We start from the raw sequence: 15181 nt of genomic DNA on the forward strand, positions 1-15181 counted from the left end.
GCTATTCCAGGCCATCGCGATCACGGAAGCCAAGCAGGTACAGAATGCCATCCAGGCCCAGAGTCGAGATGGCCTGCTTGGCTGATTGCTTGACCAGCGGCTTGGCCCGAAACGCCACGCCCAGACCGGCAATGGCCAGCATCGGCAGATCGTTGGCGCCATCGCCGACCGCGATGGTCTGCTCCAGGCGCAGCCCTTCCTGTTGCGCCAGCTGACGCAACAGGTCGGCCTTGCGCTGAGCATCAACAATCGGCTCGACCGCCACACCGGTAACCAGGCCATCGACGATCTGCAGTTCATTGGCGAAGACATAGTCGATGCCCAGTTTGACCTGGAGCTGCTTGGCGAAATAGCTGAAACCACCGGACAGAATTGCAGTCTTGTAGCCGAGCCGACGCAACTCGCTGAACAGCGTCTCGGCGCCCTCGGTCAGGCGTAAGGAAGCACCTATATCGGCCAGCACGTCCTCCGGCAAGCCTTTGAGCAGGGCCAGACGTTCACGGAAGCTGGCGGCAAAGTCCAGTTCGCCGCGCATGGCCCGCTCGGTAATCGCCGAGACCTGCTCGCCGACCCCGGCAGCCTTGGCCAATTCGTCGATCACCTCAGCCTCGATCAGCGTCGAATCCATGTCGAACACCGCCAGGCGGCGGTTACGGCGGAACAACGAGTCGCGCTGGAAGGCAATATCGACATTGAGCTCCTGCGCCACGCTGAGAAACTCGGCACGCAAGGCCGCCGGATCGGCAGGTTCGCCACGCACGGAAAACTCGATGCAGCCCTTGCCCTGTTCGGCCGGCATATCCAGCGGCATGCGCCCGGATAAGCGATCGATATGGTCGATATTCAAATCGTACTTGGCGGTAATGGCACTGACCCGCTGCAATTGCTCGGCGGTAACCTTGCGGGTCAGCAAGGTCACAATATGCCGCGCCTTGCCCTGACCGCCGACCCACTGCTGATAGTCCTCCTCGGACACCGGCGTGAAGCGCACCTGCTGGTCGAGCTTGTAGGCGGCAAACAGCAGATCCTTGAGTACCGAGGAGCCCTGCTCGGTTGGCGGAATGTCCACCAGGATGCCAAACGACAGGGTGTCGTGGATCACCGCCTGGCCGATATCGAGGATATTAACCCCGCCTTGGGCCAGCACACCGGTAATTGCGGCAGTCAGACCGGGACGGTCTTCGCCAGTAATATTGATCAGGACGATTTCGCGCAAGGCGCACCCTCCGGGGCTTGGTTAAGGGTCAACAGGCTGCTGACAGAGCACGCTTGTTGAAAAGCCGCACATTCTACCCATTTTCACTGCCATACGGACACGCGCGGTGCTTTGCCCTATGCGGAGCGGTCGCTATACTGCGCGCCACATACAGTCGATAAGAGCGGAGCTCTGTGAACCGGCCCGCCCCCGTAAAACCCGATAATTTCTTCCTGCTGCTGTTCCAGGCCCTGCGTCAACGCCGCGTCCCCCTGGCCTTGCGCATCGCCAGCCACAGCCTGCTACTCGTGGCCCTGGCGCTGGTGATCTATGCGTGGGTAATTGGTATGCAGTTCAAGCATGCGATGGAGCAACAGGCTGAAGCCCTGGGCACCAGCCTGATCACCCAGACTGCCTCCTCGGCCACCGAACTGCTGGTGTCCAACGACATCCTCAGCCTTAGCGTGTTACTGAATAACCTGGTGAAGAACCCGCTGGTGGCTCATGCGGCGATTTACAGCGTGGATAACCGCGTGCTGGCCGAAGCGGGTTCGCGCCCAGGCAAGACCATGCTGGGCGAGACCGAAGGCCTGTACTCGACCCCGATTACCTTCCAGGAGGTAATCGCCGGCCAATTGCGCATCAGCCTGGATATGCGCCAGTTTCAGCAACCAATGACCATCAGCCTGCAGAGCATGGGCATCCTCAGCCTGATTCTGCTGGCGCTGGCCTTATCTCTGAGCATGCGTCTGGGCCGGCATATCTCCACCCCGTTGCTGCAACTGCGCGTCTGGTTACGCGACCCGGACGACCCCGCGCCTGGCGCTGGGCGCCAGGATGAAATCGGCGACCTGGCGCGCCAACTGCAAATGCGCCTGGTGCCGGCAAAACCGGAGCCAGAGCCTGAACCAGAACTCGACGATAGCTACGACGAAGAGGCCGACGAGCACGACTTCGACGATGACGAGCCGACCTTCGAGGTACGCGACCTGCACGATGAGCGCTTTGACGATCAGGCCGACAACGACAGCCCGCGCGGCCAGGCGCACGATGACGACCCATTCGCCGACCTGCGTAACCAGGATGATGAGCCCGCAGCGATTGCTCCGCTGACCGCTCAGCACAGTGCCGTACTGGCCATTCAGCTTGGCGCACAGGAACAACTGCGGCGCCTGCCACGAGCGCGCCTGATGGATCTGCTAAAGCGCTATCGCGATTGCCTGAACCAAGCCTCAGCGCTTTATCAAGGCGAACTGCACACGCTCAACGACGGCAGCAGCCTAATGCTGTTCCATCGCCAAGACAGCGGCGAGGATTACCTGACCCATGCCATCTGCTGCGGCGAGCTGATGCGCGCGCTTGGCCACGCCCTGCAAATCGAGGTGGCTGACAGCGGTATCACGCTCCAGCTGCAGCTGGGTCTAACCCAGGGCGAAGCTCTGCTGGGCTTGAGCCAAGGCGACTTGTTGCTCAGTGAGACCGCTCAGGATGCATTGGCTCTGTCCCAGCACAGCCGCAACCTACTGCTCCTCGAACGGCGCGTAGGCGATGATGCATTGGTACGTCAGCGCGCACGCATCCGCACCATCGCCAGCCCGGAAGGCGCCTGCTGCGTAGAACGCCTGCTGGAACCCTACCCGTCGCTATTGGAGCGCCAGCTGGCGCAAATGCACGAACACCACCCGCATCAGACGCCGTGAAAAAGGTCACGTAGCCGTTAGCCGCTGCAGGCAATGGTCAGGTGGTGGTTCAGCGCGGCGAGGCGCAGGCATGTTTCCAGGACTTGGTTGCCTTGCGCCTCAGGGACAGCCGCTGTGGCAATCGCCTCGCATAACCGCGAACAACGACGGCACCGAGTCGCCCGGCAGATCAGCGCAGGCATGCCGCACACGGTGCCAGGCACGCAGTCTTAGAAGCGAAACACTTCCATTTGCGTGGCAGGCTCGATCCGCAGCACTGGCGGCTTGCTCTCTGGACGCTTGACCGGCGCACTGGCAACCGGCTTGCGCGCAGGCGTCACCTCGGCGGCTGGCATGGCCTTGATTGCATCAGCCAACTCGCCCGCCAGTTGCTGCAGCAGCTGACTTTGCGCACGCACTTGCTCGACCACCGTACCGCCGTGCTCGGCCTGCAGACGCACAACTCGACTGCCGCGAGATACGCCGGCAGAGTCGAGCAAGCGCCATTGCGCTTCAAGTACTGCAGGCTGCTGCACCCCTGAATCCAACCGACTGATATTCAGTACGACCTGTACTTCACTGGCGAAACCAACGCGATCCGGGTACAGCGCGACGCGACTGGTATCGAGTTGACCGGCCAGTTGGCGCAGCAACAGCTGGCCGACATCATCTTGCAGGCTGCCCGCCCAGCGGGCCTGCTGACTGAACGAGAGACTGTCGTCACGTTCGCGCTGCACCAGGTTCTCGCGCAACAGGTAATCCGCCAGTTTCAACGGGCCTAACAGCAGCGCCGGGCCTTTATCATTCTGCGGCAGCTCGGGAGCGCCCTGCTCAAGCTGATAAAACTGTGCCGGTGGCTGCAGCACTGCGCAGCCTTGCAAGGTCAAAACCGCGAGCAACAACAAAAGCGGCGGCGAGAAATGCAACGATTTCATGAAAACATTACCTTGATTTACCAAATATGAGCGACTGAGGCTGCTGGTCGAGCCCTTCCATCGTGCGCTGCAGTGCCTTCCCAGCCTGACTGAGTTCCTGCAGGGCGCGCAACATTTCGTACTGTACCTCGGATTCCGGACCGAGGCTGCGACGACCTTCAACCGCCAACTGGTTGACCTGCTCTAATGCCTGCGCCGCACTCTGTGCCGTGCGGCGTATTTCGCCAACGGCATCGCGCAGATCAACACTGCTTTGCTGAACATTGTCCATGATCGGCGGCAGTTGCTGCTCAAGGCGTCCACTCAGGCGATCGAGTTTGACCATCAGCTGACTCATGCTTACCAGGCCCTGCTGCAGCTCCGGGGAACTGGTAAGTTTCTCCAGCGATTGCAGGGTTTGCGTGGCCGAGGCGACCATATCCTGCAACGGCAATTCGCGCAGGCTGCCAGCTAACTCACGCAGCACATCGGCAACCTCGTCGATACGCGATGGCACACTAGGGATCGTCGGCAACTCCAGTTCATGCGCCGTGCGCACATAGCCGGCCTGCTCTGGAAACATATCCAGCGCGACTATCGCCTTGCCCGTCAACAGGCTGGGCGTCTGCAACTGAGCACGTAAACCACGCTCGACCAGTTGACCGATAAACTGGTCGAAGCCACGGGAGCCTTCTTGCTGCTGATCTGGTGTATTGATGCGCAGGACAACCGGCATCACCACATCCATTAATTCGCGGTCGTAGGACAGGCGAATCTCGCGCACCATGCCCACCTTGACCCCGCGATAGGTGACATCGGCACCGACATCCAGGCCATCCAACGCTCCGGTGAAATACACCACATACTCGCTGGGCTGGCTGAACCAGCTATCACGCGACAGCAGCAACAGGGCGGCGGCCAACAGAGCCAGGCCGCCGAGCAGGAACGCGCCGATCATAAAGGGTTTGCGCGCTTCGCTCATGACGCCTCCATTGGGTGAGCTGTTTCGCCCCGCCGCAAAAAGCGCTGCACCTGCTCAGGCCCATCGGCCAGCAATTCCTGCAGGGTGCCCAGGGCAATCTGGGTATGGGTCTGATTGTCGAGGAACAGGCAGGTGTCGGCCACTGCCTGAATACTCGGTAGCTCATGGGTAACCAGCACGATGCTTGAGCCCAGGCTATCACGCAACTGCAGGATCAACTCGTCGAGGGACTGCGAGCTGATCGGATCGAGGCCGGCCGAAGGCTCGTCAAAGAACAATACCTGCGGATCAAGTGCCAACGCACGGGCCAAAGCGGCGCGCTTGCGCATACCACCGGACAGTTGCGCCGGATACAGCTCATCGCAACCCGCCAGCCCAACCAGCGCCAGCTTCAACGCCGCCAGTTCGACCAGCTCGGCCGGCTGCAAGTGCTGGCGATAGGCGGCCAGCGGCAGGCAGATATTCTCGCGCAGGGTCATCGACCCCCACAGGGCGCCATTCTGATAGAGCACGCCGAACTGCTGCTGCAAGGCGGCACGACGGTCCTCGTCGCCCGCCCAGAAGTCCTCCCCCTTGAACAGCACACGCCCGGCCAGTGGCGCCTGCAGACCGATCAGATGGCGCAACAGGGTGCTTTTGCCACAGCCGCTGCCACCCATGATGACAAACACCTCGCCCGGGCGGATGGAGAAATTCAGGTCATGCTGGATCACCAGGCTGCCGTACCCGGCACTGAGATCTTCGGCGACCAATAGCGCATCGCTCATATCAGACCCCCAGCCGGGTGCAAATCAGGGTGATCAGGGCATCACTGACCACCAGCGCCACGATGATACTGACTACCGCGCGAGTGGTTGCCTGACCAACTGCCTGGGCGTTGCGTCCGCAAGCCAGACCGTAGTGACAACCGATCAGGCCGATCAGCACGGCAAACACCAGGCTCTTGCCGATCCCCACCAGAAAATCGCTGAGGCTGAGCATCTCCAGGCTCTGCTTGAGGTAGAGCTGCGCGGAAATATCGAACAGACCGGAGCCGATGATGAAGCCGCCGAGAATACCGAGGGCATCGGCGAACACACAGAGAATTGGCATGCTTACCAACAACGCCAGCAGTCGCGGCAGAACAAGAAACTCCAGCGGTGGAAAACCGAAGGTCTTCAGCGCATCGATTTCCTCGTTGGCCTGCATGCTGCCCAACTCCGCCGCGTAGGCCGCGCCGGTGCGTCCAGCCATGATGACTGCGGTCATCAGCGCGCCCATCTCGCGGGTCATGCCGATAGCCACCATGTTGGCGATGTACAGTTGGGCGCCGAAGGCTTCCAGCTGGGCGGCGCCGACGAACGCCAGAATCAGGCCGACCAGAATGGCAATCAATGCCACGATCGGCAGCGCGCCCGGCCCGCACTGCTGCAGGGCCAGCCAGAAATCACTGCGGCGCATGCGCCCGCGCCCCCGCAGCTGGCGCCCTAGGGCCAGCACCACTTCCCCGACGAAACGACAAGCCTGGCTGATACTGGCCAGCACCCCGAGCACCAGCAGCCCCAGGCGACCCACTGGACCATAAACAGGTGGAGGCTTCTGCTGGGCCTGGGTAGACGGCTTGGCAGCCATCTGTAACAGCCGCTCGACACCATCCGGCAAACCTTGCCAGCGCAGCTCCACGTCCTGCGCCACGGCCAGGCGCTGCAAGCGGCGCAGCAGTGCTAGCAGGCTACTGTCCCAGGCCGCTACGGCGACATCCACCTGAACCTGCGCGGGCAGTTGCCGCTGGCTGTACCAGACGGCTTCAAGATCGGGCTTGGCCACGTGTAGCAACCAGGCGCCGCCCACGCACAGACGCGCCGGCCGGCCATCCTCTAGTGACCATTGCAACCCTGCGTCCTGCTCGCCCTTATCCATCCCGATCTCCATCCGTTAGCCCTGCTACTCCACCAGCAGCGCATCGACCCGTTGAAAACCACGCGGCAGCTTGTTGCCACGCCGCCCCCGCTCACCCTTGTAGTGCTCCAGGTCATCCGCCTTGAGCGACAAGGTACGCTTGCCCGCCTGCAACACCAAGGTCGCGCCGCTGGGTAGCACCACCAGATCGGTGAGGTATTCCTCACGACTAGCGACCCGCTCACCGGGAATGCCGATGATTTTGTTGCCCTTGCCCTTGCCCAGTTGCGGCAGGTCGCGAACCGGGAACAGCAGCAACCGCCCTTCGGTGGTCACGGCAGCCAACCAGTCCTGCTCACGACTGGACAACGGCTTGGGCGCCAGCACCTTGGCGCCTGGCGGCAAGCTGAGCAACGCCTTGCCGGCCTTGTTTTTGGTTTGCAGATCCTCGCCCTTGACCACGAAGCCGTAGCCGGCATCCGAGGCAATCACAAAAAGTGCACTGTCGTCCGGCAACAGCACGCACTCAAATGTCGCCCCTGGCGGCGGGGTCAGACGTCCGGTCAGCGGCTCACCCTGGCCACGCGCCGATGGTAACGAGTGCGCCGCCAGCGAGTAGCTGCGCCCGGTCGAGTCGATAAATACCGCGTACTGATTCGAACGCCCCGGCGCGGCAGTCTTGAAGCCGTCGCCGGCCTTGTATGACAGACCGGTAGCGTCGATGTCATGCCCCTTGCCGCAACGCACCCAGCCTTTCTCAGAGATCACCACGGTGACCGGTTCGGTAGGCAGCAACTCGGTTTCCGAGAGCGCCTTGGCCTCAGCGCGGGAGACGATCGGCGAGCGACGGTCGTCGCCGTATTTCTCGGCATCGTCGAGGATTTCCTGGCGCACCAGCTTCTTCAGCTTGGCTTCGCTGCCGAGCAGGGTCAGCAACTTGGCGCGTTCCTTGGCCAGGGCGTCCTGCTCGCCGCGAATCTGCATCTCTTCCAGCCGCGCCAGTTGGCGCAGACGGGTTTCCAGAATGTATTCAGCCTGAATATCCGTGAGGCCGAAACGCGCCATCAGCACCGGCTTGGGCTGCTCCTCGGTACGGATGATATGAATCACTTCATCCAGGTTGAGGAACGCGATCAAACGACCTTCCAACAGGTGCAGGCGATGCTCGACCTTATCCAGGCGGAACTGCAGACGCCGGCGCACGGTGCCCACCCGATATTCCAGCCATTCGCGCAACAACTGGCGCAGGTTCTTGACCGAGGGTTTACCGTCCAGGCCGATGACGTTGGTATTGACCCGGTAGCTGGATTCCAGCTCGGTGGTGGCGAACAGATGGGTCATCAGTTCGTCGGCATCGACTCGGTTGGAACGCGGAATGATGACGATGCGGCACGGGTGTTCGTGGTCGGACTCGTCACGTAGGTCGGCGACCATCGGCAGCTTCTTCGCCTGCATCTGCGCAGCGATCTGCTCCAGTACCTTGGCCCCTGAAACCTGATGCGGCAGCGCGGTGACCACAATGTCACCATCCTCGATGCGGTACACGGCGCGCATGCGCACCGAGCCCTTGCCGGTTTCGTAGATCTTCAGCAAATCGGCGCGTGGCGTGATGATTTCCGCCTCGGTCGGGTAATCCGGGCCGAGCACGTGTTCACACAACTGTTCGACCGTCGCGTCAGGCTGATCGAGCAGACGGATACAGGCCGACGCCACTTCGCGCAGGTTATGCGGCGGCACGTCGGTGGCCATGCCCACGGCGATGCCGGTGGTGCCATTCAACAGAATATTGGGCAAGCGCGCGGGCAAGGTCGCTGGTTCGTCGAGGGTGCCGTCGAAGTTCGGCACCCAGTCCACAGTCCCCTGCCCCAACTCGCTCAGCAGCACCTCGGCGTAACGCGACAGGCGCGCCTCGGTATAGCGCATGGCGGCGAACGATTTGGGATCGTCAGGCGCACCCCAGTTGCCCTGGCCATCGACCAGGGTGTAGCGGTAGCTGAACGGTTGCGCCATCAACACCATGGCTTCGTAACAGGCCGAGTCGCCGTGCGGGTGGAACTTGCCCAGCACGTCGCCGACGGTACGCGCCGACTTCTTGTGCTTGGAGTCAGCGTCCAGGCCCAGTTCGCTCATGGCGTAAATGATCCGCCGCTGCACTGGTTTGAGACCGTCACCGATATGCGGCAGCGCGCGATCCATGATCACGTACATCGAATAGTTGAGATAAGCCTGCTCGGTGAAGTCGGCAAGGGAACGGCGCTCAACACCATCCAGGCTCAAATCGAGGGGTTCGCTCATGCGTGCCTCATGGTAAAAAATTAGTGAAGCGAAGTCGTCTGGCGCAGCACCAGGGTGCCGTCGCGCTGAGTAAATTCGAGTTGTTTCAGGGCGCTCATGCCGAGCAGCACCTCAGCGCCTTCCATGCCCGGCGTGATCAGCGCGGCAACGTCACGCAGCACTATCTCGCCAAGGCGTAGGCTGGCCAGCTGGGTACGGTAGCCGACCGCGGTGCCATTGGCAGTACGGACCTGCACCGGCGCACCGCGCTGCAGGCCGAGGCGTTCGGCCAGGGCTGCAGGTACGGCGACTGCGGTAGCACCTGTATCGAGCAGCAAGGTCACGGTGCTGCCGTTGATCTGGCCATCCAACAGGTAATGCCCGCCGCGACTGCTGAGCAAGCGCACCTCGATGTAGTCCTCACCCTGCACCGACTGTGGCGCCTGATTCGGGTTGTCGCGCCGCGCCTCCCATTTGCCAAAGAAGTGCGTAGCCAGCAGCAGCGCGGCAGCCCAGGTCATCACCAGCATTACCCGTCCGACCCGGCGACCCGGCGCCTGCGTACTCACCGGGTGCGTCCCCAGCCGCCCTTGGGAGCAGCGAAACGCCAGACTACCGGCCGCTGCTCGCCGTCTGCACGGATGTGCGGGCCATTGTCGCTACCAACCCAGGCGCCCTGCTCATCGACCCACAGCGCTTCAGCCAAGCCATAAGACGATGACGGATAACGCCGGTCATCGGTCAAGGCTTCAGCGGCGAACGACCAGCAGCGCTCGACCTCACCATCACTCAGCTTGCGCCGGCAGATGCGATGGGCCTGACGCTCTAGAGTGAAGAGTTTTTCATTGTGAAAGGCCAGCCCGGAAAAGTCTCGCGCGCGCAGCTCACTGCCCCGTTGCGGCGGCGATGGCTCGGTACCGCCTTCGCTCATCAGCACACAACCACCGGCGCAGCGCCAGTTCGAACCGCGCTTGTGCAACACCAGCAAACCACGGCGCTGGCGCTCGGCCGCCAACCACAGGCGCTCGCCAGCAGGATCGACCGCTACGCCTTCGAGCAGCGCGTTGAAGTGCCAGAGCATGCCGCTGGCACGTGCCTGGCGCACCATAGAGTCTGGCAGCAGCAACCATTGCGGCGCCCCTGTAGGAGGTACCTGCAATACGGCGGCGCGTGCCTCGCTGACCAGGTAGCGGTTGCCGACGGCATCGCAGGACAAGCCTTCGAAATCCAGATTACCGCCACGCACCAGGCCTGATACCCAGGTACGCATGCGCAAGCCCCAAGGCAACGGTGTCGAGGGTGAGGGCGGCGCGACAAAATGTTCGGCTTCGGCCTGCCAAGCGGAGGCACCGGCAACCAAACGATACAGGCGGTCATCCTCACGATCCGAGACGGCCCAGAGCGCATCGCCACACCAGGCGAGCCCTGACAGGTTGCCCGCGGCGATCCCATCAACCGGGTGCTCGCTGAGCAGTTTCAGCTCTTCGAGTACCTGAGGCTCCGCCAGCACTGGCGTGGCGACCAGCAACAGGGCAACCGCCAAGCGCCGCATCAAAGCAGCACCTCAGCCAGGTTGCCCTTGGACTCCAGCCAGGACTTGCGGTCACTCGCGCGTTTCTTGGCCAACAACATGTCCATAAGCTCCTGGGTGCCGGGATAATCCTCTAGGGTCAGTTGCACCAGACGCCGGGTATTGGGATCCATGGTGGTTTCGCGCAACTGTGGCGGGTTCATCTCGCCAAGGCCCTTGAAGCGGGTGACCTGCGGCTTGCCGCGGCGCTTCTCGGCGACCAAGCGATCAAGTATGCCGTCGCGCTCGGCGTCATCCAGGGCATAGAAAATCTCCTTGCCCAGGTCAATGCGGTACAGCGGCGGCATGGCCACGTAAATATGCCCGGCATCCACCAGCGGACGAAAATGCTGGACAAACAGTGCACACAGCAACGTGGCGATGTGCAGACCATCGGAATCGGCGTCGGCGAGGATGCAGATCTTGCCGTAGCGTAACTGAGTGAGGTCATTGGAGCCGGGGTCGATGCCAATGGCCACGGCGATGTTGTGTACTTCTTGGGACGCCAGCACTTCGCCAACATCCACTTCCCAGGTATTGAGGATCTTGCCGCGCAACGGCAGGATCGCCTGAAACTCCTTGTCGCGCGCCTGCTTGGCGCTGCCGCCGGCGGAGTCGCCTTCTACCAAGAACAGCTCCGAACGCATTGGATCCTGACCCGCGCAATCAGCCAGCTTGCCGGGCAATGCCGGGCCCTGAGTGATGCGCTTGCGCTCGACTTTCTTGCCGGCCTTGAGGCGACGATTGGCGTTGCTGATCGCCAGCTCGGCAAGCTGCTGGCCGAGCTCAGGATTGGCGTTGAGCCACAGGCTGAAGGCGTCCTTGACCACTCCGGAGACGAAGGCAGCAGCCTCACGCGAGGACAGGCGCTCCTTGGTCTGGCCGGAGAATTGTGCATCCTGCATCTTGGTCGAGAGTACGAAGGCGATGCGCTCCCAGATATCGTCCGGCGCCAGCTTGACCCCACGCGGCAGCAGACTGCGGAACTCGCAGAACTCGCGCATGGCGTCCAGCAAGCCCTGACGAAGACCGTTGACATGGGTGCCGCCCTGAGCTGTGGGGATCAGGTTTACGTAGCTTTCCTGTACCGTATCGCCGCCCTCAGGCAGCCACAACAGCGCCCAGTCGACCGCTTCCTTATTGCCACTCAGGCTGCCGCAGAACGGCTCAAGCGGCAGGCGCTCGAACTCGCTGACCGCATCCACCAGATAGGAGCGCAACCCCTGCTCGTAGAGCCACTCGACCCGCTCGCCACTGGCCTTGTCCTCGAAGCTGACGTGCAACCCCGGACAGAGCACGGCCTTGGCCTTGAGCACATGCTTGAGGCGGCTGACCGAATACTTGGGCGAGTCGAAATACTTGGTATCGGCCCAAAAATGCACGCTGGTACCGGTGTTGCGCTTGCCGACCGTACCGATCACTTCCAGATCGCTGGCTTTGAAGCCGTCGGCAAAAGTCATGCGGTATTCGCTGCCATCGCGCTTGACCCGCACCTCGACGCGAGTCGACAGGGCGTTGACCACGGAGATCCCGACGCCGTGCAAGCCACCGGAGAACTGGTAGTTTTTATTGGAGAACTTGCCACCGGCGTGCAGCTTGGTGAGGATCAGCTCAACCCCCGAGACCCCCTCCTCGGGATGAATATCCACCGGCATGCCACGACCGTCGTCGGTAACTTCCAGGGAACTGTCCTCGTGGAGAATCACCTGAATCGAGCGGGCGTGCCCAGCCAAGGCTTCATCGACACTGTTGTCGATGACTTCCTGGGCCAGGTGGTTGGGGCGACTGGTATCGGTGTACATGCCCGGGCGCTTGCGCACCGGATCCAGACCGGAAAGGACTTCGATGGCGTCTGCGTTGTAACTGGCCATGGGGTCTCTGGTGGTTATTAAAGGTCGGAAAAGTCGGTATCGCGCCACAACTGGACGGGTATACCGGCGAAGGCAAAGAGCATTGGCAAGCGCGCGGCAAACCCCTGAAAACCATGATCACCACCGGCCTGAATACGCAACGCGCAAGCGCGGTAATAGGCTTGGGCATCACGGTAATCGAGGGTTTCGTCAGCGGTCTGCAACCACACCTGGTAACGCGCGCAGGCTTGCGGCGCAGGCACGTCCAGCTCGGCCAGGGCCTGCACATGATCGGCAGTCAGTTCCCAGGTTTCACCGCTGTAATAGTTGTGTTGCGCACCCAGGTAGCCATCGAAACGCAGGTGCGGACGCACCGCCGGATTGATCAACAGCGCCTGCAGGCCATGGCGCTCAGCCAAGTGGGTCGCATAGTAGCCGCCCAAGGAGCTGCCGACCAGCACAGGCCGGCCGAGTTCGGCGATCAGCGCCTCGATCTGGGCGATAGCCTGGCGCGGATGATGATCCAGAGCAGGCACCCGCAGGCGCGCATCCAGACCAAGGCGTGTCATGGCGCGCGACAACTGGCTCGCCTTGAGCGAAGCGGGCGAGCTGTTGAGGCCGTGGAGATAGAGAATAGATGCAGTCATAGAGCGGGAGGCTACTAGTGCCAAGCATCCGGCTGCAAGCTGCAAGTATGTAAGCATGCTGCAGCATTGTTCACTTTAGGCCTGTAGCGACTAATAACCCTTTACCGTGTAATCCACCTCAAACTCGATCCCGGTCACCCGCGACACCCCGGTTTCCAGGCGGCCGTCGGCGTGCAAGCGCAACCAGCGGTAGCCTGGCGCAGTGGTGTCGACCTGGAACTCTTCACTGCCGGGGGCGAACTGCACGCAGGTGGAAGGCGACGCCAGCAGGCGCACGTCGTTGTGTACTTGATCAAATTCCTGATGGATATGCCCCCAGAGCACCGCGCGCACCTGACTGAAGCACTCCAGCACGGCGAATAGCGCATCGGGATTGCGCAAGCCTATGGGTTCCATCCAGCGGCAGCCAATAGACACGGGGTGATGATGCAGGCAGATCAAGTGATGCCGCTCTGGCGCTTCGGTAAGGGCGCGCTCCAGCAAGGCCAGTTGGTGCGGATCGAGATAACCTGGCACTGCACCAGGAATCGAAGAGTCGAGCAGAATGACCCGCCAATTACCGACGTCGATCACCGGCTCCAGCAAATCGCTGCCTCGACAGGCAGCCTGCATGGATGGGACGTCGTCGTGGTTGCCAGGGAACCAGCGTGCCGGCGCTGCAAGCACCTCGGTCATCTGCCGAAAACGCTGGTAGGACGCCAGGCTGCCGTCTTGCGAAAGATCGCCGCTGGCGAGCATCAGATCGATCTGCGGCTGCTCTTGCAGCACCCGCTCGATGACTTGCTGCAGACTGTCCTGAGTATCCAGCCCCAACAGCTTGCCGGCCGCCTCGGCAAATAAATGACTGTCGGACAGCTGCACCAGCAGGACCGAGGAATCAGCAGCGGAATTGAGCTCGCTCGGCAAGGCCGTCTCCTTGAGCAGAATCAATGAATTATGCTGGGTAGCCAGGGCGGTGGTAAACCCGCGAAGTGGACATGTGTCACATAAAAGCAGATGTCCGCCGCCGGCATGACGTGCTGAGGATACTTCGTGACGCTTATGGCTGAGCGCTTGAACTCAAAATACCGGTTCCAACTCATGCCCGCAGGCCAGGCAATGACTCAGCCATTCGCCGAGAAAAAGATTGAGCTGAGATTTCTCATCAGGCTGATACATGGCTGCGTTCGGATACGGATAGATGCTGCGAAAACGCCGGGCGTTTTGCGCGCCGATCACCTCGGCCATGCGCGCATCGTGGTAAACCCGCACTTCCAGTTGCGGTACCGGCAGCCAGGGCAGGCTGTGTTCCTGACGCACCCGCACGGTGGAGGTGTAGGGGCAGGTTTCCAGCACTTCGAGAGTCAGCACGCCAAGCAGGCGTTCACCCTGACTCAGCGCGACCCGCCGCGCACACGACACCTCGCGCATATCCGGCAGCAGGCGCATCAAGCGTGCATAGTTGGCTTCGCAAGCTGCCTGCAGCTCGATCAAGTCAACCCGATAACGATCACGCAACAGGTTCACGACCATAACCCCCTAATCTCGGCGCGGTTCAACGCCAGCCACTGCAGGGCGATAATGCTCGCAGCATTGTTGATGCGCCCATCCTTGACCGCATCCAGGGCATCTTCCAGCGCCAGCACATGTACCCGGATGTCCTCACCCTCCTCGGCCAAACCATGCACGCCCCCGGCACCCTGACTGCTGCAACGACCGAGGTACAAATAGACGCGCTCGTCCGAACCACCGGGCGAAGGAAAATATTCGGTAATCGGCCACAGTGACGTGAGAGCCAGGTTGGCCTCCTCCACCGCCTCACGCAGCGCCACTTCCTCCGGCTGCTCATCGGTATCGATCAGCCCGGCGACCAGCTCCAGCAGCCAGGGGCTGGCGGATTTGCCCATGGCGCCAACGCGAAACTGCTCAATCAATACCACTTCATCACGCTGCGGGTCATAGGGCAGCACGCACACCGCATCGTGGCGGATAAACAACTCACGACTGAGCACTGGACCCATTTCGCCAGAAAACTGCAGATGGCGCAGACGCAAGCGGTCGAGGCTATAAAATCCGCGAAAGCAGGCTTCTCGCTCGAGAATCTGCACTGCATCCGGGCCTGGTTTAAGGGTGTCGGTCATACACGTCTCACTCAATCCGATAATCTGGGCTTTCGCGCATCCTACCGCGGCATCCCGCCTTGCGCAGCCTCT

General features: G+C 61.8%; 14 protein-coding genes. 1 reads left to right on the top strand and 13 read right to left on the bottom strand.

Annotation, left to right across the window (positions count from 1 at the left end):
• Window position 1: 1 nt before the first annotated feature.
• Window positions 2-1216 carry a phosphoserine phosphatase SerB gene (gene serB / locus Q8K09_RS18295; protein ID WP_305256415.1) on the bottom strand — a complete coding sequence of 405 codons (1215 nt, stop codon included), beginning with the start codon at window positions 1214-1216 and terminating at the stop codon, window positions 2-4.
• A gap of 173 nt (window positions 1217-1389) precedes the next feature.
• Between serB and Q8K09_RS18300 the strand changes: the two genes are divergently transcribed.
• Window positions 1390-2895 carry an AhpA/YtjB family protein gene (locus Q8K09_RS18300; protein ID WP_305256416.1) on the top strand — a complete coding sequence of 502 codons (1506 nt, stop codon included), beginning with the start codon at window positions 1390-1392 and terminating at the stop codon, window positions 2893-2895.
• 209 nt (window positions 2896-3104) lie between these two features.
• Here the strand turns inward: Q8K09_RS18300 and Q8K09_RS18305 are convergent, their stop codons facing one another.
• The 12 genes from Q8K09_RS18305 to Q8K09_RS18360 all read right to left on the bottom strand — a co-directional run bounded on the left by Q8K09_RS18305 (window position 3105) and on the right by Q8K09_RS18360 (window position 15109).
• The gene (locus Q8K09_RS18305; protein ID WP_305256418.1) at window positions 3105-3809 is read right to left on the bottom strand and encodes a membrane integrity-associated transporter subunit PqiC; all 705 of its coding nucleotides are present in this window, start codon (window positions 3807-3809) and stop codon (window positions 3105-3107) included.
• A 7-nt stretch (window positions 3810-3816) separates the two neighbouring features.
• Complete coding sequence (locus Q8K09_RS18310) at window positions 3817-4770, bottom strand: MlaD family protein (protein WP_305256419.1); 954 nt, start codon at window positions 4768-4770, stop codon at window positions 3817-3819.
• Window positions 4767-5537, bottom strand: a complete 771-nt coding sequence (locus Q8K09_RS18315; RefSeq protein WP_305256420.1) for an ABC transporter ATP-binding protein — start codon at window positions 5535-5537, stop codon at window positions 4767-4769. The genes Q8K09_RS18310 and Q8K09_RS18315 overlap by 4 nt, the downstream gene beginning before the upstream one ends.
• A 1-nt stretch (window position 5538) precedes the next feature.
• On the bottom strand, window positions 5539-6669 hold the full coding sequence (locus tag Q8K09_RS18320; protein ID WP_305256421.1) for an ABC transporter permease: 1131 nt from the start codon (window positions 6667-6669) through the stop codon (window positions 5539-5541).
• A 24-nt stretch (window positions 6670-6693) separates the two neighbouring features.
• On the bottom strand, window positions 6694-8943 hold the full coding sequence (parC, locus tag Q8K09_RS18325; RefSeq protein WP_305256422.1) for a DNA topoisomerase IV subunit A: 2250 nt from the start codon (window positions 8941-8943) through the stop codon (window positions 6694-6696).
• 20 nt (window positions 8944-8963) lie between these two features.
• Window positions 8964-9491, bottom strand: a complete 528-nt coding sequence (locus tag Q8K09_RS18330) for a TIGR02281 family clan AA aspartic protease (protein WP_305256424.1) — start codon at window positions 9489-9491, stop codon at window positions 8964-8966.
• Complete coding sequence (locus Q8K09_RS18335) at window positions 9488-10474, bottom strand: esterase-like activity of phytase family protein (RefSeq protein ID WP_305256426.1); 987 nt, start codon at window positions 10472-10474, stop codon at window positions 9488-9490. The genes Q8K09_RS18330 and Q8K09_RS18335 overlap by 4 nt, the downstream gene beginning before the upstream one ends.
• Window positions 10474-12363, bottom strand: a complete 1890-nt coding sequence (gene parE, locus Q8K09_RS18340; RefSeq protein ID WP_305256427.1) for a DNA topoisomerase IV subunit B — start codon at window positions 12361-12363, stop codon at window positions 10474-10476. The genes Q8K09_RS18335 and parE overlap by 1 nt, the downstream gene beginning before the upstream one ends.
• A gap of 17 nt (window positions 12364-12380) precedes the next feature.
• Window positions 12381-12989, bottom strand: coding sequence for a YqiA/YcfP family alpha/beta fold hydrolase (locus Q8K09_RS18345; RefSeq protein ID WP_305256428.1), 609 nt, complete (start codon window positions 12987-12989; stop codon window positions 12381-12383).
• A 90-nt stretch (window positions 12990-13079) separates the two neighbouring features.
• Complete coding sequence (gene cpdA / locus Q8K09_RS18350; RefSeq protein WP_305256430.1) at window positions 13080-13895, bottom strand: 3',5'-cyclic-AMP phosphodiesterase; 816 nt, start codon at window positions 13893-13895, stop codon at window positions 13080-13082.
• Between the two features lie 153 nt (window positions 13896-14048).
• Window positions 14049-14501, bottom strand: a complete 453-nt coding sequence (locus Q8K09_RS18355; protein WP_305256431.1) for a DUF1249 domain-containing protein — start codon at window positions 14499-14501, stop codon at window positions 14049-14051.
• Window positions 14492-15109: an NUDIX domain-containing protein gene (locus Q8K09_RS18360; protein ID WP_305256432.1), complete on the bottom strand. Its 618-nt coding sequence runs from the start codon at window positions 15107-15109 to the stop codon at window positions 14492-14494. Before Q8K09_RS18360 ends, Q8K09_RS18355 begins: the two co-directional genes overlap by 10 nt.
• Window positions 15110-15181: the final 72 nt, after the last annotated feature.

Source organism: Pseudomonas sp. (genome assembly GCF_030683065.1).
In the GTDB taxonomy this organism is placed as follows: domain Bacteria; phylum Pseudomonadota; class Gammaproteobacteria; order Pseudomonadales; family Pseudomonadaceae; genus Aquipseudomonas.

Bases quoted from the DNA above. Each gene is read 5' to 3' on its own strand.
- Q8K09_RS18305 (WP_305256418.1), bottom strand. From the start codon at position 3,809: ATGAAATCGTTGCATTTCTCGCCGCCGCTTTTGTTGTTGCTCGCGGTT.
- Q8K09_RS18310 (WP_305256419.1), bottom strand. From the start codon at position 4,770: ATGAGCGAAGCGCGCAAACCCTTTATGATCGGCGCGTTCCTGCTCGGC.
- Q8K09_RS18315 (WP_305256420.1), bottom strand. From the start codon at position 5,537: ATGAGCGATGCGCTATTGGTCGCCGAAGATCTCAGTGCCGGGTACGGC.
- Q8K09_RS18320 (WP_305256421.1), bottom strand. From the start codon at position 6,669: ATGGATAAGGGCGAGCAGGACGCAGGGTTGCAATGGTCACTAGAGGAT.
- parC (WP_305256422.1), bottom strand. From the start codon at position 8,943: ATGAGCGAACCCCTCGATTTGAGCCTGGATGGTGTTGAGCGCCGTTCC.
- Q8K09_RS18335 (WP_305256426.1), bottom strand. From the start codon at position 10,474: ATGCGGCGCTTGGCGGTTGCCCTGTTGCTGGTCGCCACGCCAGTGCTG.
- parE (WP_305256427.1), bottom strand. From the start codon at position 12,363: ATGGCCAGTTACAACGCAGACGCCATCGAAGTCCTTTCCGGTCTGGAT.
- Q8K09_RS18345 (WP_305256428.1), bottom strand. From the start codon at position 12,989: ATGACTGCATCTATTCTCTATCTCCACGGCCTCAACAGCTCGCCCGCT.
- Q8K09_RS18355 (WP_305256431.1), bottom strand. From the start codon at position 14,501: ATGGTCGTGAACCTGTTGCGTGATCGTTATCGGGTTGACTTGATCGAG.
- Q8K09_RS18360 (WP_305256432.1), bottom strand. From the start codon at position 15,109: ATGACCGACACCCTTAAACCAGGCCCGGATGCAGTGCAGATTCTCGAG.